The sequence below is a fragment of the Sphingobacterium sp. FBM7-1 genome (genome assembly GCF_020687765.1).
Classification (GTDB): domain Bacteria; phylum Bacteroidota; class Bacteroidia; order Sphingobacteriales; family Sphingobacteriaceae; genus Sphingobacterium.
In genome coordinates this window covers 18,932-39,140 of record NZ_JAJEWJ010000008.1, presented here as the reverse complement: position 1 = coordinate 39,140, position 20,209 = coordinate 18,932, and the positions used below count along the sequence as shown (strand labels likewise).

12 protein-coding genes are annotated in these 20,209 nt (G+C 45.3%); 5 read left to right on the top strand and 7 right to left on the bottom strand.

The window, feature by feature from the left end; translation table 11 throughout:
• Nucleotides 1–6: 6 nt before the first annotated feature.
• Entirely contained in the window at nt 7–1,701 is a 1,695-nt protein-coding gene (locus LKO28_RS12945; protein WP_227695353.1) for a RagB/SusD family nutrient uptake outer membrane protein, read from the top strand.
• Nucleotides 1,702–1,725: 24 nt separating this feature from the next.
• Nucleotides 1,726–4,227: a sugar-binding domain-containing protein gene (locus LKO28_RS12940; RefSeq protein WP_227695352.1), complete on the top strand. Its 2,502-nt coding sequence runs from the start codon at nt 1,726–1,728 to the stop codon at nt 4,225–4,227.
• Nucleotides 4,228–4,301: 74 nt separating this feature from the next.
• Here the strand turns inward: LKO28_RS12940 and LKO28_RS12935 are convergent, their stop codons facing one another.
• Together LKO28_RS12935 and LKO28_RS12930 are read right to left on the bottom strand one after the other, a co-directional pair.
• A complete protein-coding gene (locus LKO28_RS12935) occupies nt 4,302–6,260 on the bottom strand; it encodes a family 43 glycosylhydrolase (RefSeq protein WP_227695350.1) in 1,959 nt (652 codons plus the stop codon).
• A gap of 16 nt (nt 6,261–6,276) precedes the next feature.
• The gene (locus LKO28_RS12930) at nt 6,277–7,971 is read right to left on the bottom strand and encodes a BNR repeat-containing protein (protein WP_227695349.1); all 1,695 of its coding nucleotides are present in this window, start codon (nt 7,969–7,971) and stop codon (nt 6,277–6,279) included.
• 214 nt (nt 7,972–8,185) lie between these two features.
• Between LKO28_RS12930 and LKO28_RS12925 the strand changes: the two genes are divergently transcribed.
• The 3 genes from LKO28_RS12925 (at nt 8,186) to LKO28_RS12915 (ending at nt 10,149) form a co-directional block, all read left to right on the top strand.
• The gene (locus LKO28_RS12925) at nt 8,186–9,253 is read left to right on the top strand and encodes a glycoside hydrolase family 43 protein (protein ID WP_227695348.1); all 1,068 of its coding nucleotides are present in this window, start codon (nt 8,186–8,188) and stop codon (nt 9,251–9,253) included.
• 92 nt (nt 9,254–9,345) lie between these two features.
• Nucleotides 9,346–9,735, top strand: a complete 390-nt coding sequence (locus LKO28_RS12920) for a hypothetical protein (protein ID WP_227695347.1) — start codon at nt 9,346–9,348, stop codon at nt 9,733–9,735.
• A 159-nt stretch (nt 9,736–9,894) separates the two neighbouring features.
• A complete protein-coding gene (locus tag LKO28_RS12915; protein WP_227695346.1) occupies nt 9,895–10,149 on the top strand; it encodes a hypothetical protein in 255 nt (84 codons plus the stop codon).
• Nucleotides 10,150–10,220: 71 nt separating this feature from the next.
• Here the strand turns inward: LKO28_RS12915 and LKO28_RS12910 are convergent, their stop codons facing one another.
• The 5 genes from LKO28_RS12910 to LKO28_RS12890 all read right to left on the bottom strand — a co-directional run bounded on the left by LKO28_RS12910 (nt 10,221) and on the right by LKO28_RS12890 (nt 20,203).
• Nucleotides 10,221–11,447, bottom strand: coding sequence for a DUF4998 domain-containing protein (locus LKO28_RS12910; protein WP_227695345.1), 1,227 nt, complete (start codon nt 11,445–11,447; stop codon nt 10,221–10,223).
• A 35-nt stretch (nt 11,448–11,482) separates the two neighbouring features.
• On the bottom strand, nt 11,483–12,691 hold the full coding sequence (locus LKO28_RS12905) for a DUF4959 domain-containing protein (RefSeq protein ID WP_227695344.1): 1,209 nt from the start codon (nt 12,689–12,691) through the stop codon (nt 11,483–11,485).
• A gap of 27 nt (nt 12,692–12,718) precedes the next feature.
• Nucleotides 12,719–14,698 carry a RagB/SusD family nutrient uptake outer membrane protein gene (locus tag LKO28_RS12900; protein WP_227695343.1) on the bottom strand — a complete coding sequence of 660 codons (1,980 nt, stop codon included), beginning with the start codon at nt 14,696–14,698 and terminating at the stop codon, nt 12,719–12,721.
• Between the two features lie 3 nt (nt 14,699–14,701).
• Nucleotides 14,702–17,929, bottom strand: a complete 3,228-nt coding sequence (locus tag LKO28_RS12895; RefSeq protein WP_227695342.1) for a SusC/RagA family TonB-linked outer membrane protein — start codon at nt 17,927–17,929, stop codon at nt 14,702–14,704.
• 312 nt (nt 17,930–18,241) lie between these two features.
• Nucleotides 18,242–20,203 carry an alpha-L-arabinofuranosidase C-terminal domain-containing protein gene (locus LKO28_RS12890; protein WP_227695341.1) on the bottom strand — a complete coding sequence of 654 codons (1,962 nt, stop codon included), beginning with the start codon at nt 20,201–20,203 and terminating at the stop codon, nt 18,242–18,244.
• Nucleotides 20,204–20,209: the final 6 nt, after the last annotated feature.

The window sequence follows — 20,209 nt, the reverse complement described above, 5'->3', positions numbered from 1 at the left end:
AAATAGATGAAAACTATAAAATATTGTATCTTATTCTTACTTGGCGGCATAGTCGCGGTAAGTTGTAACAAGGATTTTTTAGATGTGACGCCGACAGATCGACTATCGGATGCCGCAGTCCTATCCGACTCTGTTTTGTTTGAAGCCTTTGTGGTCAATCGTTATATGGGGGCAAGATTAACCAATAAAGAAGCAGAAGGTACTCCTCCTGGCTTCGGACGAGGCTTTGAATATGCGCTTTGGGCATCGTTGACTGATGAATCCGTCTATAATAACGATGACGACACCTGGCTTATTCAGCGCGGGCAGCTGTCACCGGAAAACACCGGCATAGCTGGAACCATCTGGAGTCGTAGCTACCGTAGCATTCGAGAGTGTAACTTTGCCCTAGCACATATCGACGAAGTTCCGATGAGCGATATGCTGAAAACAAGACTGACGGCAGAGCTGAAATTTATCCGTGCTTTCCGATACCACGATTTGATCCGTAACTATGGAGGTGTTCCGTTATTAGCCGACAAAGTTTATGAATTGACAGATGACTTTACCGATCCCTCCATTTATGAACGTCAAGAACTAAAAGTCTGTATCGATTATGTATTAAATGAATTGAACGATGCTGCCGCTCAATTGCCTGCAGCGAATGACAATGGTTGGCCGTTAGGACGTGCTACCGCGGGAGCTGCTTTGGCACTAAAATCCAGATTAGCATTATATGCTGCAAGTCCTTTATACAATGCAGGCACCTGGGAGCAGGCCGTACAAACTTCAGCTGATGTTATCGCTTTAAATAAATATAGCATTTCTCAAGGCGGTTATCGTGCGTTATTTCAAAAAGCATCGAATAGCAACGAAATTATTTTTGCTCGTTATTACTCTGTAGGAGCACGCCATGTCGCTATGGAAATTGCCAACGGACCAAATGGATACGATGGATGGGGAGGCAACGTTCCGTTACAAAACTTAGTCGATGCCTACCGCATGAACAACGGGAAAGCCATAGACGAAAGTGGCTCTGGCTACGACCCTCAAAATCCTTACGAGAACCGTGATCCACGATTTTACCACACCATATTACACGATGGTGCATCGTATCGCGGCCGCGTTGTAGAAACTTTTGTTCCAGGTGGACGTGATAGTAGAGATGGAAATTCGAATTGGAATACGAGCAGGACAGGCTATTACTTATATAAGTTCATTGATGACGATATGCCGATCAATAACCCTTGGGAGATTGCGGGTCTACAACCCTGGATTTATTTTAGATATGCAGAGATTCTACTCAATTTTGCCGAGGCTGCTAACGAAGTCGGAGGTCCAGATGCCATACCGTCCGGAGCAACATTGAGCGCTCGGGAAGCTATTAACCAGATACGTGCCAGGGCTGGTGTTGATATGCCAGAAGTAGCTACAGGACTCGGCAAGGACGCCTTCCGTGAGATCATACGTAATGAACGACAAATCGAGCTGGCCTTCGAAGAACATCGGTTCTATGATGTCAGAAGATGGTTAATTGCCGAAGAAACCGAAAATGAGCCAGCCTATGGTATAGAAATCACAAAATCCGGCAATACACTAACTTATCAGCGCAAAGTGGCCCTGGAAGGACGACGTTTCTTAAAACGTCACTATTGGCTTCCAATACCACGTGCAGAGATTTTGGCTTCCGACAAACGCCTGCAACAAAACCTGGACTATTAAAATTAATATCTGTAAAACATTGCTATGATTAAAACAAAAATAACTTCTTATTTGGCCGCTGCCATTTTACTCTCGTGTGGTGCGACACAATCACTTTTCGCACAGCCTGGTTTCGGCCAGGCTGAAAAAATAAATAACAACTGGCGTTTCCATCTAGGCGACACCGATCAAGCCGTGACACAAGACCAGTTGGACCGCGGATGGCGTCGCGTCCAACTACCACACGACTGGAGTGTGAAACAACCACTGAGCCCTACCTTGGCAAGCGCCACCGGATACCTTCCCGGAGGTATCGGATGGTATAGAAAAACCGTAACTATCCCACAGGAAGACCAAGGAAAAAAACTCTATATCTATTTTGAAGGCGTGTACAACCGCAGTGAAGTGTTTATCAATGGACAATCGATTGGCAAACGTCCGAATGGATATATCTCGTTCAACTACGACATTACACCCTATATCAAATATGGTGAAGAAAACACCATAGCAGTCAAAGTAGACCACAGCCAGGACGCCGACTCCCGCTGGTATACCGGTTCAGGAATCTATCGAGATGTATGGTTGGTACGTGCCAATCCAATCCACATAGAGCAATGGGGTGTATACGCCTATCCGGAAGTTAAGAACAACCAAGGAACACTACACGTACAGACTGCTGTACAAAACGAAACAGGTCAAACCGCATCGTTGTCTGTCCTGACAGAACTTCTGGATCCCCAAGGCCAAGTCGTCGCAAAGAAAATCACAAAAACAAGCCTCGCAGCAGGTGCGAACAACGAAGTTAAAACCACGTTGAATGTCAAAAATCCGCAGCTATGGAGTTTAGAAACCCCACATCAGTATACATTAAGGACCCGCGTTCTACAAGGAAAAGAACAGATCGACGCATCCGAAGTTAAAACAGGTTTCCGTACCTTAACTTTTGATCCTAACAAAGGTTTTGCTCTTAATGGCGAATGGATGAAGATGAAAGGCGTCTGTATCCACCACGATGCCGGAGTATTAGGTGCCGAGGTTTATCCGGAAGTCTGGCGTCGCCGTTTATTAGCATTAAAAGAACTCGGCGTCAATGCCATCCGCACCAGCCATAACCCGCAAGCTCCTTCCCTATACGCCTTGTGCGATGAGCTTGGCCTCCTCGTCATGAACGAAGCATACGATGAATGGGAATTCCCGAAGAGAAAATGGCTAGAAGGCTGGAACGTAGGGACACCAGGATTCCAAGGGTCGTATGATTTCTTTGAAGAATGGGGCGAAAAAGATTTAGAAGACATGGTAAAACGCGACCGCAACCACATCTCTATCTTCGCCTGGAGTATCGGAAATGAGGTAGATTATCCTAACGACCCCTACTCCCACCCCGTCTTAGACGGTAGTTCCGAAAGTGGATTTACCCAAGCTATGTTTGGAGGCTACAAAAAAGATGCTCCGGATGCCATGCGTCTGGGCACCATTGCTAAGCGCCTCGCGGCAGTCGTGCGCAAATTCGACAACCGCCCTATAACGGCCGGATTAGCAGGCGTAGCTATGTCTAACGAAACGGAGTATCCGGGTGCATTGGATATCGCGGGATATAATTATACCGAAAGTTTCTACCAGCGCGATCATGAACGCTATCCCAAACGCGTGATTTACGGAAGCGAAAATAGACACGACATGGGCGCTTGGAAAGCCGTACGGGATAACGAACACATCTTCGGACAATTTCTCTGGACAGGCATTGACTATCTAGGCGAATCGGGTCGTTGGCCATCACGCGGTTTCTATTCCGGACTATTAGATTTCGCCGGTTTCGTCAAGCCACGCGGCCATTTCCGTCAAGCACTATGGGCAGACAAGCCCGTAGCACACTTAGGCACCTATCCGCTACAAGGTGGCGGTGCTGCTACCGATGTGTGGTCTAGACTGGAGGCCGAGCAAGGACAACGAAAAGACCAGGCACCATCTATGGATGCTTGGCCAATCTGGAACTACCAGGAGGGCCAACAGATACGCGTGGTATGCTACACCAACAGTGCACAAGCACGCCTGGAACTCAACGGGAAAGTCGTTGGTGAAACCAAAGCCTACAACGATGAGCATGGAATTATTTATTGGGATATCCCGTATACCGCTGGAAAACTGGAAGTGGTTGGACTGGATGACAACAACCAAGAGGTCGTTCGTCAACACATCCAATCCAGCAAGCGGTCGCACGCCGTTCAAGTCCTCTCGACTAGCAGCACATCTATTCGCGCTCAGGGAGGTGTTGCACAGATTGAACTGCAGATTGTCGATGAGGATGGCCTACCGGTTATCTTAGCAGAAGACGAGATCACCTGCCACGTTGCCGGAAATGGTCGATTGCTCGGTATGGAAGCCGGTAACAACAGCGATATGGGCGATTATACCGACAATAAACAACGAGTCTATCACGGCAAGATGATTGTCTATGTACAAGCCAACGGTGCACCGGGTGATAAATTGGCTGTGCGGTTTTCTGCCCCTTGGCTAGAAGCTGCGGATGCCGAGATCACCTTACAGTAATAAGCTACCGCAATAAAAAAGCGCTGTACCACTTTGGTTACAGCGCTTTTTTTTACTATCTATCTTTTATTGCATTATTGCACCCCTTCCGTAGTCATCACGATACGCTTGATGGTTCCATCCTCCTGATGGTGTAACCGGTCAATACAGATCGAACGGCTGTAACTGCCGCCGTCGGTATTGATACCACCATTATGGTATATAAAATACCAATCTCCTTTAAATTGTACAATAGCCTGATGGTTCGTATTGCTATTGCCGGCAATTTCATTGAGAATACCCTTATATTCATAAGGACCTTCGATATTGTCTGCCGTAGCATAGGCAATCTTCTCCGGAAATTCCGTCGCATATGTCAGGTAGTACTTCCCATTATAAGTATGTATCCATGGAGCCTCTGTAAAACTAAAACCATCAAACGTTATCTGCTTAATATCGCCATCAATTTCGATCATATTATCTTTTAGCTTCGCATAATAACACTCTCTGTTTCCCCAAAAAATCCATGCTTGTCCGTCATCGTCCACAAATACCGCCGGATCGATACAAGCCCAAGAGTGGGTAGAAGCAAAACAATCATCATTTGTCAACAGTGGCTTACCCAAAGCATCCTTGAACGGTCCTTCGGGACGATCAGACACGGCTACGCCGATTCCCGACCAATTCGTGCTGATATACCAATAATATTTGCCGTCTCGTTTCACCATATCTGCCGCAAACGCATCACCACTTTTTGCCCAGGAAAAATCCGTTATTTTCATCGGCACTGGATATTCTGTCCAATTTTTCATATCGGTCGTAGAAAACACCAACCAATCTTTCATCTTATATCCCCGCTGGCCTCCCGCAAAATCATGCCCAGCATATAACCATAGGGTATCCCCTTGCACAAGAGCCGCGGGGTCAGCCGTATAATGATGTGTAATAATCGGGTTGCCTTTTGCTTCGAAATGATAACGATCTCCTTTTTCGAGAGGTTGTAGCAATGCCGTCGGTACACCTCCCCATTTCGCATGTAGACGACGTGCTTCCTCTTTCGTAATACCGATGACGCTTCCATGCCGCGGATGGAAATTCTTATTAAACGATTCCGTCTTTGCCGTAAAGTCAAATAAATCGGTACTCCGCTGGAATTCATACCGCCCGTCGGCATAAAGATCATACATCAAGATATATACATCGCTATCATTCAGCTTGAAGACACTCGACCCTTCAACCACAACAGATGTATCGGCATACGCATCCAAATATTTAAAATCCTCTTTCCAAGGTCCTTTCAACGATTTACTGGTTGCTTGTTGAATACCATTTTTAAACTCCTTTCCTTCGGCGTCTTTGGTATTTCCTTTATAAAAGAAGTGATAAAGTCCGTCTTTGTAAATAATATCACCATCAATACCGCCAAACTTGGGACTGAACAACAATGTCGGTTCTTTTTCAAATCCCGTAAAATCTTTATTGGCATACGCGCCATAAAAATCCAGTTTGTCATCGTCATGGAAGCGTACCGTAAAATATACGAGATATTTACTGGCTTTATGGTCATAAAATACCTGCGGCGCCCATACCCATTTCACATTCCCAAACTTCTTAGGGTATAATTTAGCCAGATCCAAAATACTATGCTTCCAATCCAATAAGTCGTCCGATTTCATCAATACGATCCCCGGGTTCGTATCCCAACCATTCTTTTTCGTAAACATATCCGTCGCGACCATATAGAAGCTATCTTCATTTTCACCCCGATAGATATGCGGATCACGTATTCCGCCCGTTTGGGAAATATCGGCGGAAGCCAAGATAGGCCTGTTTTCATTTAGGGCCGTCCAATTTACGGCATCTGCACTAACCGCAAAGCGTAGTTGTTCTTGTTGCTCTCCCTTTCCCGTTCCTTCAAAATAGGCGAATAAGTATCCCTCAAATTTCGGCTTGTCCAACGATTGCCCGTAGCTATCTAACACCAAGAAGAATAAGCTACAGAAAGACACTAGCCTGAACAGCGAAAAACGTACTAGTTTTGATAACATCATCATATTTAATCTATTATTTTTATAAATGTAAGTCCCTTATTTCCACACGCTGGTCCAGCAAATTATTAATATAAGTACGCAGCACTCCCTCTTTATAGGTTAAGGTGAGCTCAAAACTTTTCAGTTTTGCCGGCGGATACCACTTGCCATTCGTTCCTCGATCAACATATCGCCAACTATCAGCCGTCCCCAGCACGTTAGTACTGCGGTAACATTTCCCCTTATAGACAATTTCTGGCTTCAGCGTTTTGCCATCCAGCCGATAGGATAGGTCGCCCCGCTGGAATAGCGTTCCGTGATATTGCCCGCTGTCCATATCGATTTTCACGGAGATACGGAAATCACAATCCGTTTTGACCGACGACTCAAGCCCCTTAAAATCAGTGTAGATCGCCGTCGGGTACCCCGGTCGCGTTTTGCTGACAATCCAGTCGTAATAATCGCCCTGCATCCAAGTCAGGCGTAAAGGCGTTCCGGTACTTCCGCCAATGACATAAGGACGCACATTATTTTTTCGTGAATCGGCCGTGATCGCTTCCGTCGCCAGGATATCACCAGCATCATCAAGGGTATATTTTATCAACTCGTATACAGAACCATGCGTACCATCTACTGGGACAGAACAATATACCTCATTTACCTTATCCGGATCAATTGTCATTCCACCACTATAACACATTTCTAAGTTTTCCGTCTGGTGGAAATGTCCGCCACCGTTTGCTAAAAATGTTTTCTGCCATTCGGTTCCAGTCCACCGTCCATAATAATAATCGTGTGACTTTTTGTCTGCGCTAATTCGTACGAAGCCAATCACGGGAGAACCACCTTTATCAATGGCCACCTGCCAAACCCAATCGCGCTGTTGCGGATTATCCACCACTGTGGCCAGAAACTCCTGGACATATGCATCCGTTTTGTTTACACGAAAAGCCCCCTCTTCAATTTTGGCGAGTTCAGTACCTTGTACATCGTGCAATGTCAGGCTATTTATATCCACATAACTGAAATACAAGAAATTTGGATTTTCGTTATCCGGATGGCCTGTCGTATACGCGATATAAATTTTGTCTTTACCATTGGATACATATTTAGCATAAGGTCGGGAACCTGTAGATTGTACAATCTGACGTGGTTCGCCTACAAAGGCTACGTTATCTGCTGCATCAGGCAAAGACAAACGAGCAATCGTCGGATGCCAATTCAGCCCGCGCCAGCAGAGATATATATGTTCCGAATCATCCGTCAAAATAAAAGGAGACGGATAAGTTGTATTGTGATCGGTTTCCAGCCGTTTTTCTTCACCTAGTGTTGTAATATCGCCCGGCTTTTGTGAAATCCGATAATAGAAACAACGCTCATCCGTATGTCGGGAATAAAACACCATTACCCGATCATCCGGCAACACCAGAAACGTAGGGTTATTATGGTCATCCGGCTGGAACCAAGAACGTATCAATACCTCCACCTGCTTACCAGTCACAAAATCGTATTGCATAGCTTTGATATTACCGTGTACGTCGATGTAACCAACATACGTTTTGCGAATATCTTTCTGACCATTTTCATGATGGATGGCTCTCGGATCCGCAAACCAACACCAGGCCCCTTCGGACGATAGCTCATAACCTTGTCCGACAGCAGGAACCACTACCGTACAAAAAGAACCTAACACAGCCAAAGCGATGCACCATATTCTCTTAATTATACCGTTCATATCTTTTGAATAAGTCTATAAATTTGGGTAACGGTTGTAAAAATGTATTAATATTTGCACTTCCGTGTAGGCTAATGGCCCAAAAAGATTTAAAATGCATTCATCAATAGCTTTCGCTGCAACACGAAATAAAAATAAATGTTATTTTTACATTTGTCAAGAAAATTATATTTATTTAGCAAATTCATTACCACACACTGACTTAAACCCTTGTATGATGAACAGCAATTCCATGAAAAAACAGCACTTTCTAAACTACCTCTTGCTGCTAAGCTATCTCGTGATCCATACCACATCAGCGATAGCACAAGATTTTACGAAACAAGAAAAAGACATGAGCGCCTACCTCATGGTATTCCATCAGGATGAAACGCACAGTCTACACATGGCCGTAAGCCTAGACGGCTACACCTTTACGGCACTAAACGACGGCAAACCCGTTATCGCAGGCGATACAATTGCCGACCAAAAAGGCATCCGCGACCCCCATATTTACCGCGGTCCGGACGGCTCGTTCTACCTGGCCATGACCGACCTGCATATCTACGCCAAACAAGCTGGATACCGCGACACCGAGTGGGAGCGCGAAGGTTACGGCTGGGGCAACAACCGCGGATTGGTGCTCATGAAATCTCAAGACCTGATCCATTGGAAACGGGCAAACCTACGGTTAGACAGTCAGGCTCCTTTCTTTCAGGATATCGGATGTGCGTGGGCTCCCGAGACCACCTTCGATGAGGAAGCCGGAAAACTCATGATTTACTTTACCATGCGATACCGCACCGATGCCGCAAAATTATATTATGCGTATGTCAATGATGATTTTGATCATCTGGACTCCACCCCGAAAGTACTATTTGAATACCCCGACAAAAAAATTACGGCGTTGGATGCCGATATTACCAAAGTAGGAGACAAATACCGGATGTTCTACGTTTCGCATGATGGCGTAGCTGGCATAAAGCAGGCCGTATCGGATCGTGCAAACGGAGGTTATACTTTCGATCCGCGTTGGTATGATCCGGAACCCCAAGCCTGTGAAGCTCCTAACGTATGGAAACGCATCGGTGAAGAAAAATGGGTGCTGATGTATGATTGTTACGGGCAATCGGTTCACAATTTTGGTTTTAGTGAAACCTCTGATTTTGTTCACTTCGAAAACCTCGGACAATTTAATGAAGGCGTCATGAAGACAACCAACTTTACTTCGCCCAAACATGGCGCGGTTATTCATCTCACCAAAGCGGAGGCTGATAAATTAATAGAAAAATGGGGATTATAGGTTCGGTAAATTCAGGGAGTACGTAGGCAACTACCACTTTTTTGTAGCAAAAATGCTATCCTCTTCGTTAGTCTTAGAAAACGTATTGGATTATGAAAAGACTATTATTGTTGCTTTTATTATTCAGTAGCATTTCTTGCAAGGATAGCTTAGATGGTACTTGTGATTCTCCTTTTGTGATTAAGGTCGATAAGCCAATTGTTGAAGGAGCAGAGAAGATTTTCTCTGTTAGCGTGAAAAAAAATAGTGGGTGGTGGGTTAGTAGTATTTCGGCTAATGGTGGTGAGGTAGATCTTGAGGATAAGCCGTTAAAAGACGCATTTGTAATCGAAAATGATGGATTTGTTTTTGAGAAAATAAACAATAGTGCTATCAAAGTCACTTTTAATGAAAGCCAAAGTGACGAACCAATAAAACTAAATATTATGCTGCAGGCAGGAAATTGTTTCAGTGGATTTGAGTTGCTGTCTACAAGTGAGTAAGCGGCGGAGAATCGGTAAACTTACAACAATGTTACGTAATATTAGCAACTGGCATTCTACGTTAACCGTATTGCAGATGGAGATCTTACGATACTGTACCGATCCGGCTTCCCCATATTCACAGGACGGAAAAAAGGGCTTAATCCTGACACACCCGGCTTGCCTGTACTCAAAGACAGTATCCTCAGTGGCGAAGCTGTACTTTCGTTCCAACCGGTAGGACGCGACATAATCTACGAGTACAATGTCGCCGATCATATCGATAGCAGTACCAAAGAGCCCGCCTGGGGAGAGATGAGATACACCACCCGATCGTTTAAGAATATCATCAAAGGATATAGTGCCGGGCAGTGTATCTGGGTCCGTGTCCGCGCCCGCAATAAGCACGGTGCTCCAACTGGACGGAAAGTGTGAAGTGGATGATAAGGTGATCGTTTGCACGATCACCTATATAAATAGCCTCTTTAATCACAGAAAGATTTTAGTTACTCTTCCGGTTCTACTTCCTTTAATCGTACTTCAGTAATCCGCCAGAAGGTACCATCACCTCCACCTTTATTAGCCAAGTTTCCAACAAATCCGATTGCAACTTTCGTTTCTTCCGCCAATGAAAAGGATAAGATATGAGTTCCAGGCGAATTGGTCTTCATAAACGCCAAGGATGTAGTTATATTTTCTGTATCCGGAACTTCGTCACCACTTGCGACGACCGTATAAAAATCGCCTCCGGCTGTACAATCCGGAATATCCATCTCAAAAAGATATTCACCAGGCGGCAGGGTAGTCTGCTGATAAATTTTACCATTGGTAATTGTCGCCATATTATCCACTGACCAGCCAGCTTCCATCGCTAAAAATGGTCCTCCAAACCAAAAATCTACTCCACCAAAATAATTTCCATTACCATCCCTAAAATTACGCACAGCCGCATTCGTTATCCAATGCGCAGGAATCCCCCAGCGATCAGACACCGACACGGTTTCTATAGGCATCTTCGTGTTTTTCAAGAACCTATAAGTCAGCTTGGTAGCTTCATAATCCGTATAGAACGTATCAATACTTGTGGGTTGTGGTAAGAATAAGGTCCGGTATTCTATCGTCTTTTCAGACAATGACACATCATCCAATACCGTTACCGACTCGCTAATAGGCGTCCGTACGACCTTCTCTTTGTTGTCCTTCGTAAGATACTTCACTTCCATCGCATAAGGCCCCGCTGAAAGATCCATATCTGCCCATTCAATCTGCGCTATACCATCCTCTACCGATGCATCTTCTACTAAACGATTGGACAGGCCATTCTGATAACGATCTCCGTATGCTCTACCCACCGCCGTGACAGCCACCGATTTATTTCCGGCATCATCATAGGTATAAAACAACAAGCTCACCACGCCTTCCGCCATCGGAATCACCTCTTCAAAAACCCTTTCCCCGATAGATGGGCTGATATCAAACAGCACGGAATCCGCCCTGTCGTTCCAAAAAACCTGTACCTGTCGAATTTTAGGATCAGGCTTCAGCAATGCCTTTATCTTTACTCGATCCTTACCAGACAGAATTTTAACCGAATCTAAGCGTCCTACATAGACGATCTCTCCATCTTCGATATATTGCTTAAAATCATCCCATTTCGAACAGGACGTTAGCATAAGGAATAACAAGATTCCCATCCACGAAGATTTTATGCCATTATATATACCCGTTTTCATACTTTTTATTTTTAAAGTGTAAAAGGATTATACGCTTATTCAAGCGTTGATCCGTAAACTTCCAGTTCATTAATGCTTTGTGCCGTTCCGCCGGCGAAGTTTTCCAGACAACGAATTCGGATATAGCGCACTTTTGGTGCATTCAGATCGACTTCCCAGTTAAACCCTGCTCCTGCTGTAGCTTGATCTTCTGCATTATCTGTTCCATAAGGAAGCCCAGATGGCTTCACCACCTCATAACTACCTAGAAGCATCCAACTATCATCCAACGCCCCTGACAAGGATGGGCTTGTCGCCCCATAGATCTCAAACCGCTTCATCGTACTCAAATAGTAAAAACGAGTTCCCTCCGGAAAAGGTCTGATCCATACCCTACTGATTTTCGCCAGTACCCCTGTATCAAAGGTGATCATGTGCGGTTGGTCTCCCCCGTTAATCTGGTGAGTGAAGCTGGTATATGGCCAGCCTAAACGGCCATCCCAAGCGTATTCTAATGCCGCCCCGTTTGTTACCTGTGGAGCATCCCCGGGTAATACATAGCTTCGGAAGTTGTTCGGATCAAGCTTCTCCTCGAATATCGGTTTCACCTTGGTATAAAGGGTATCCGAGGGGTTGCCCCAACGATCCCGGACATATACCGCAAACTCATGCTCTAGCGTATCCAAACCCCGTATCTTAGAAATAATCTCATCCGTGCGTGTATATACCGACTTGAAGTTATCTCGCTCAAATTCGTTAAAAGCATTACGTTTCATGACAATGATCGAAATGTCATCTCGATTAGGGTTATCCGCTGTTAAATTATACCCCCCAAAAGCATTCGTTATCTCGATAGAGTTGAATACCTTTCGAAACGAAGCTTCCAGTGGCTGCACCTTAACCACAACCGGATCGGACAGTACTTCATTACGACTCACCGTATAGAGTGTAACCTCATGTTCCTTTGTGTCGGCAAACCCCTCCACAATAATAGAGTCTGTGAAAATGGATGATTTTGTCTCCGCTAGTTCGCCTGTTCCCATTTTATACACCGCTTTTACATACAGCATATTTGGACTTTTCGGTAAGGCATAAGTAATCTTCGCTTTACCCGCCCGGTTTTCCACTTGAATATTTGTAACCACATCAGGTTTCGTTGCGTCATCACCGTGAGGCTGTCTGAATTCCAGATCTTCCTTACAACCCATCCAACAGATGAGGATGGTTAAGAACCCCAGATATAGTCTTATTTTTTGCAATTTCATCACTCAAAAATTAAAGGTTAAAACATATTACCATCCCGGATTTTCTACCAACAAAGGGTTTCTCCGGATATCCCAATTACCAATAGGCCAGAAATAATCACGTGGAGCAATAAACGTCTGGTTAAAAATCGTCTTCTCGATATTGTATGTCGCAATCGTTTTTCCCGTCATGGTAAAGCCCGTAATGTCCTTATTCAGTTCTTCCGCCGACTTTTTCCAACGCCGAAGATCCCAAAAACGTTTGCCTTCAAACGCCAGCTCGATCAATCTTTCCCGATGGATAATCTCCCGGAGCCCCTCTTGTTCCTGATATTTCTCGGGCCTTTTAGCGTAATTCGTCCAAGAGGTAACCACCCCCTCCAAGCCCGCTCGTTCACGGATTCGGTCTAAGTATGCAATCGCCTCCGTAGAGCCTCCAGTTATTTCATTAAGCGCTTCCGCATAAGCTAGATAAAGTTCTGCCAAGCGTATTTCCGGCCATGGATATTGCTTCCAGGTTGGCGCATTTGTCGTATTTGTTGTCGATTCCCAATGCACCAGTTTTTTAATAAAATACCCCGTCTCATTCCAATTGGTAAAATGGCCAAAGCCCGCCCGTTCGACGTTTTTGGACTGTACATACATACCGTTCTCGTCACTCGCGGTGGATGTACCATCTTTCATATACCAACGCCCCCCATCAAAACCCAAGCTTGCATAAAAACGCGGTTCCCGATCATAATTTAGACGAGCCGTCTGATATCCCGGTTCGATAAGGAAACGCTCTTCGTTCACGGCCGTACGCACCGTCATATAATCCGTGTAGTCCAAGGTCTTGTCTTCCTCAATAGGCACCCCATTTTTTGTATAATATTGCTTCGCAATTTTAATAGGTGCACCCCAAACGCCCTGCAGTTGAAAACGGTCTACGTTCGTACCACGCGCTAAGGGAGGCATACACAAGGCCTCATTAACAAAGTAACTGTTTGACAATCCCCAGATAACTTCTTCACCCCAGCGCTCCGTCACGGCGTTCCGGATATTCAGTTGCGTCCGAGTATCCTCACTTAGACCATATCGATCATTCGTATAATAATAAAGCTCTGCACCATCTTCTTCGGCCATGTCAATCGCTGCTTTAGCCGCATCACGCGCCTTCTCCCATTTTGCCGGATCGTAGGTGCTGTTAAACAAGTGTACGCCATCCTTATCGATAAAATTCGCATAATCCGGATTGCCATTAAACAAAGGTGATGCCGCCAGTAACCAAAGACGTGCCTTCACGCTCAAAGCAATCGCTTTCGTTGCCCTGCCCAATTCTTTGTTTTCATCCACTATGCGCGGCGGCAATTTCTCAGCGGCAGCGTCCAGCAAATCCGAAATGTAACTCACGCAATCGTCTACCGGTTCCCGTTTGTAATATAAGTCTTCCGGCTCCGAAGATTCCAACGTATTCACATCAATAATCGGAACCGGTCCGTACATCTGAAGCAGATAGTAGTGATAATAAGCTTTCAGAAACTCTACCTCTCCTATCCAACGTTCGCGCTCGGCAAGCGGAAGATCCGGCACCAGCGATTCATCCCGTAAGTTTTCCAGGAAAATATTGCAATGTCGAATGCCTTGAAACATTTTCAGGTAATTGAACCTTCCGTCGCCACCTTTCTGGTTTCCACCCCATTCATTGAAAAGCGGATCCCCAACATTTTGCATGCCTTGTGCAATGCGGAAAGCTGGATGCCAATGTGCCTGATCTTCCTGTGGCAACCAGATTTCATCCCCCGACATCATCCCCACGTTAAACCATCCATCTCCATTCTTCGGAAGATAAGAGTAGCAAGTAAAAAGATATTTCTCGGCTTCTGTCCGAAGCTTAAACGCATGTTCTACAACCGCCACGTTGTCGGGTATAATGTCCAAGAACTTCGAACAAGAACTTGTAGATAGTGCAGCCGCAACAAACAGGCTGCCAACTAAACTTTTTATGCCGTAATTTGATTTTTTCGTTTTCATAATAATCTTCTCCATGGTCTACAAGTTAATTTGTACGCCTAAATTGTATACGGACTGCAGAGGATAATTCATGCCATTTCCGCGCATCTCCACATCCCATAACTTAAATTGACTCAACAAGAATAAGTTTGTTGCCGAAAGGTATACCCGTGCATTCTTGATCTTAAATCGCTCCAGACTTTTGATATTATAGCCCACATCCACGTTTTTCAATCGGAGAAATCCGCCGTTACGCATCCACCAAGTCGATGTCTGGTTATTCGGACTCACCCGCCAGGTACTGAGCCGTGGCCAAAACGCATACGCGTTTTGGTTCGTTTCCGACCAGTAATCATTGGCAATCGCATCCAGCAAACCCGTTTGATATCCATTCTCTTGGAAGAAAGGCTGAATCTGCGCCGAATTGATGAAGAAAGAATAACGCGCAGCCCCCTGGAAAAAGAAACCAAAATCAAAATTCTTATACCCAAAGCTCGAACCAAAACCATAGATAACCTCTGGCTCAGTAGGGTAACCCAACGGAACCATGTCGTCCGAATTCACCAGGCCATCACCCGTAATATCCCGATATTTGATATCGCCGGCGAGCAGCCCTTGATCTCCAAACTGTAACGGCGAATTTTGCACCTCTTCATCATCGATAAACAAGCGCTCTGCAATATAACCCCAAGCCTGATTGACCGAATACCCTCTCCTTGACAGATGCGACAGAGAAGACGGATAAGGCAGCTCATCCACTTTTATGATCTCCGAAGTAGCATAGGTAAAAGTACCTCGCGCGTCCATCCAAAAGTTCGGAGAAAAACTTCGGCGATAATTGATCGACATATCTAAACCTTGGGTATTTACCCGTCCGTAATTGGACATCGGTACCGCCATCAAACCCGACGCATTATCAATGTTCGACACCGGCTGTAAAATATTCGTCCGTTCTGTTTTAAAAGCATCCACAATCAACTCAATACTATTAAATAAACCCAAGTCTAGACCCAAGTTAATTTGTCTAGATTGCTCCCAGGTAATATTTGGGTTTGCATATCGCGAAATAGACACTCCCGGACGGCTATATACTGCTGCTCCATCATTGCGGCCAAAGGACGCACCATAGTTTCCATCATTTAGATTCACATTGGAAAGGTAAAAGAAACGATCGTTAACGTTCCCAATAGCGTCATTTCCCACCAAGCCGTAGGTACCTCGGAACTTCAAGTTATTAACCACCGAACGGATTGGTTCAAAAAAGGGTTCTTCAGAAATCCGATATCCCAGTCCAAATGAGGGGAAGAAACCCCATCGGTTGTCGGCATCGAACCGTTCGGAAGCGTTATACCCAAAGTTAAACTCTGCCAGATATTTGTCCGCGAAACCATAAGAGAATCGACCGGATACTCCCACATTTCGGGACGGCAAGGAACGTATCACATCATTTTCGTCCGCCGTCTCGTACGTTGACAAATAAGAAACAAGCATCCCGCCTACCGCGTGCTTGTCTTTGAATAAACGATTGTAATTGATACTACCTTCCACCCATAGCCGTGAATCAATATTTTTGGTGTCTTGATTAAAATCGAGAAACTCTCTGCCCACAGGAGCTAAAGAATTGGCCGATCCATCATTCAGTGGAACTAACGAATAGCTTTGATCTTGTGGATTAATATTCGCCGCATAATAAAACGGCACATAGCTTCGGTTAACGCGATAAAATGACACCCGTCTCAAGTATCCCATGGCACGAGCCGATAAACCCGGTGTAATCCAATCAAAATCCTGTTTAATTTCCAATTGGGGCATCAAGTTCGAGGTTTTATAAACCTGATATCCCTTTACCATTTCCGCATAAGGGTTAACATACATCGTCGAACTCAGACTTAGATCTGAATTTCTCGTCTGTCCGGAACCAAACAATGGATGCTCTATAAAAGGCAGCTTCTCCGCCGGATACACAGCAGGGAACATCACCGGGTTGGCCCTCAATGCGTTTCTATACGTCGTCTCTCCTCCAGAAATCGGATTCCCGTTTTCATTAAAACCGCCAATAGGCCCCTGATAATCATCAAACTGACCATACATACGCACGATCAGCGTTGTTGAATTTGTTACATTGAAATCCACATTGGATCGTAGCGAGTAATTGCTCAACCGTATATTACTATTAAAGTTGTTGATTGGTTCCACTTGCAATATACCGTTGTCTTTATTATAAGTTCCTGCGATATAATAGCGCGCCCTTGGCGAGCCACCCGTCACATTTAAGTTATATCCTTGGTTGAACGTATAATTCTTCAATAACATATCCAGCCAGTTGTTATTCGGGAACAAATATGGGTCAGCTCCTGCAATGGTACTATTGATTTTATTCTGTGTATACGGTTCCGCCGCATTCGGTGTCCTTGTCAACGCAGCTTCATTGGCCATACGCATATAGGTGATATTATCGGCAAACTGAAAATTCTTCGTATTCGAAGACAAGCGACCTTCCAAGCGAAAATTGAACTGCGGCGTACCATCCTGCCCCATCTTCGTGTTGATCAGCACTACCCCATTGGCACCCCGCGCGCCATATACTGCAGCTGCAGCCGCATCCTTCAACACCGAGAAGTCTGATATATCGTCCGGTTGCAAACGTGCCATATCAGTCGGCGAGGATTCGACTCCATCGATCAAAATTAGCGGATCCTGTTTCCCGGTTCCAAATGTTGACAAGCCTCGGATGTAGAACGTCGAATTATCCGTTCCCATCCCCGGCTCCCCACTACTCTGAAAGGAAATCATCCCCGACACCCGGCCTGCTAACGCATTGGTCAGGTTGGAGGAAGCCGTTTTCAACTCCTTCACATTGACCGTTGTAATAGAACTTACGAGACTCGCCTTACGCTGGGTTCCACCAAATCCCGTCACCGTAACCTCCTCAATTACCGCATCATCCTGTAAGAGCTGGATATCCAGCTCCAATCTGTTCGATGCATCAATACGCTGTTGATTCAGCGCGATCGTTTGCGACTGGAAACCAATCGCTACAAAGGTAAGGGTCGATGTTCGCGGAACCTGAAGTTCAAATCGCCCAAAACCATCTGTCACTGCAGTGAGTGGCTTCGTCCCCGTCACTTTGATGGAAACAGCCGGAAGTCCCGCGGTAGAGTCGCGGACTACGCCTTTTACTTCAACCATTTGGTCCTGCGCCACAGCTTTAAAACACAGGGATTGAAATAATAGGAGAAACAGGTTTAAATAGAATACATGCTTCATAACTATAGTTTATAAAAAAAATGATTATAGGTCTATAAGTCGTGTTAACGTTTAAAATGTTAACATAACACTTATCTACATTAGCCAACTATATGCCGACCGAATACTGTCGGTCATCACTTCGATGACTATGAAAAAAGACTACTGTCTACGACTTGTTTATAATTTTGTTCGTAATTGTATTGTAAATGTAATCAAAATAATACAATTATAGAAAAAACATTTATTTTTTGGTTCGCGGCTAGCTTAGGTCGTAAAGGGCAAAAAGGTTTAAAAAGGAGGCCTTCTCTTACGAGCGGCCTCCCGTATTTGTTATTGTATCGGCACTTTAATCACGGTGAAGGAATAAGGAGAAAAAGTATCTTTAAGCACTTTACCTTTATAACGCACCTGTTCGGTCTTCGGTTGTATCATCAGGGGCTCTTCAATGCTATTTGCAACATTCAAGTCCGCGTTGGCCAAGGTAATCTTGGTAGCATCCCCTTTGATTTTCTTCTTCGTATCCAGTTGCAAACTGACGTCGACCGAGCGATTGTTATAATTAACAAGTTTAACAATCAACTCTTTAGCATGGGCATCATACACCGCTGAAGCGTAGATGCTATCCTGTCCGATCACGTTCTGCCCGCCCAGTTTTACCGGGACGATATCAGTTCCTTTGTTCAACGAATACAACTTCTGCACGTGGTAACTAGGCGTACCATAAACATTTAGGTTATCTACCCAGATCAAGTCAGGTGACCACTGCCAACCATCTACATGGCCAAACAAAGGCGCATACGAAGCCATCGTAACGACATCACCATTCCGTTCCAAGCCCGTTAGGAAAGCTGCTTCTGAAAGCGCTGCCTCCCACGTACTTCTTCCCGGACCTTGAGGTCGTGTTGTGTGCGACGCATATTCTCCGGCAAAAATCTTCGGCCCGTTACGGTCGTAATCATCATAACGATCTGCTCCAGAAAGGAACCACGCCGGTGGACGGTAATAATGCTCGTCAATGATATCGATTTTCATTTCACGCAGCTTCTCATCTAGGAACTCAAACCGCTCCCCTTGAGGATCCGTTCCCGAGCTGGCGATAATCTGTATCTCCGGATGCTTTTCCTGCAATACTTTCTGGAAAATTGCAAGCCGTTCGATGTATTGCGGCCCCCAGTTTTCATTTCCGACACCTAACATCTTCAGGTTAAACGGCTCCGGATGCCCCATTTCCGCCCGGAGTTTCCCCCATTGCGTATTGGTACTCCCATTCGCAAACTCGATAAGATCCAGGGCATCCTGGATATACTCGTCCAGTTCATCCAAAGGAACAACCTCTGCCGTATTAAACTGGCAAGCCATCCCACAATTCAGGATCGGCACCGCTTCCGCCCCGAGATCTTCCGCCAACAAAAAATACTCATAAAAGCCCAACCCAAACGTCTGGAAATAATCCGGCGTCAGTCGATGATTAAATTCGGTATTCCAACGGTTGATAATCAATTCACGTTCTTCGATCGGGCCCACCGTTTTCTTCCATTGAAAACGGTTCGCCAGATCTCTTCCCTCGACGATACAGCCGCCCGGGAAGCGAATAAAATCCGGTTCCATATCCGCCAATATCTGCACCATGTCTTTCCTTAGTCCTTTCGGCCTGTTCTTCCAAGTTTCTTTCGGGAAAAGCGACAACATATCCACTTCAACATCCCCAGCCCCTTCAATCCAGATATTTAATTTTCCTTTTGCAGAAGTTTCCGACGACGTGAAGCTCACTGTTCCCGTCTGCCAGTTTTTACCCTCCGATAGAGGGAGTACCGTTGTACCAATAACCGCTTCCTGTTCATTTAACAACTCCACTTTAATCCGCATCCCAGGAGACGCTTGCCGATAAAGCAACGAAAACTCATAGCCTTCTCCTTTTCTCACCCCCATGCCGCGGAACCCCTCATTTTGCAGACCCGCTTTAAAATCTACCGGTTTATGTATCCGCAAGGAGCGTGGATTTCCTTTCCTCCGGCTATCGTTAACAAATAAAAAAGCCCCTTCTGGCACGTCGCCTAAGCGTTTCCACCCCATCATCGGATGGTTAAACTCAAATGAGCGGTTCTTTACCAACTCCGCATAAATACCGCCATCGGCGCCGAGATTGATGTCCTCAAAAAACACCCCCCACATATGGGGCGATATTTTACCCGTACTCCGATCCAACTGAACGTTCAGATCAACCGTATTTTGGGCGTATAACAACGAGCCGCATAAGGCGAGCACCGTTGTCAGCGATAATATCCTCTTCATATTTTC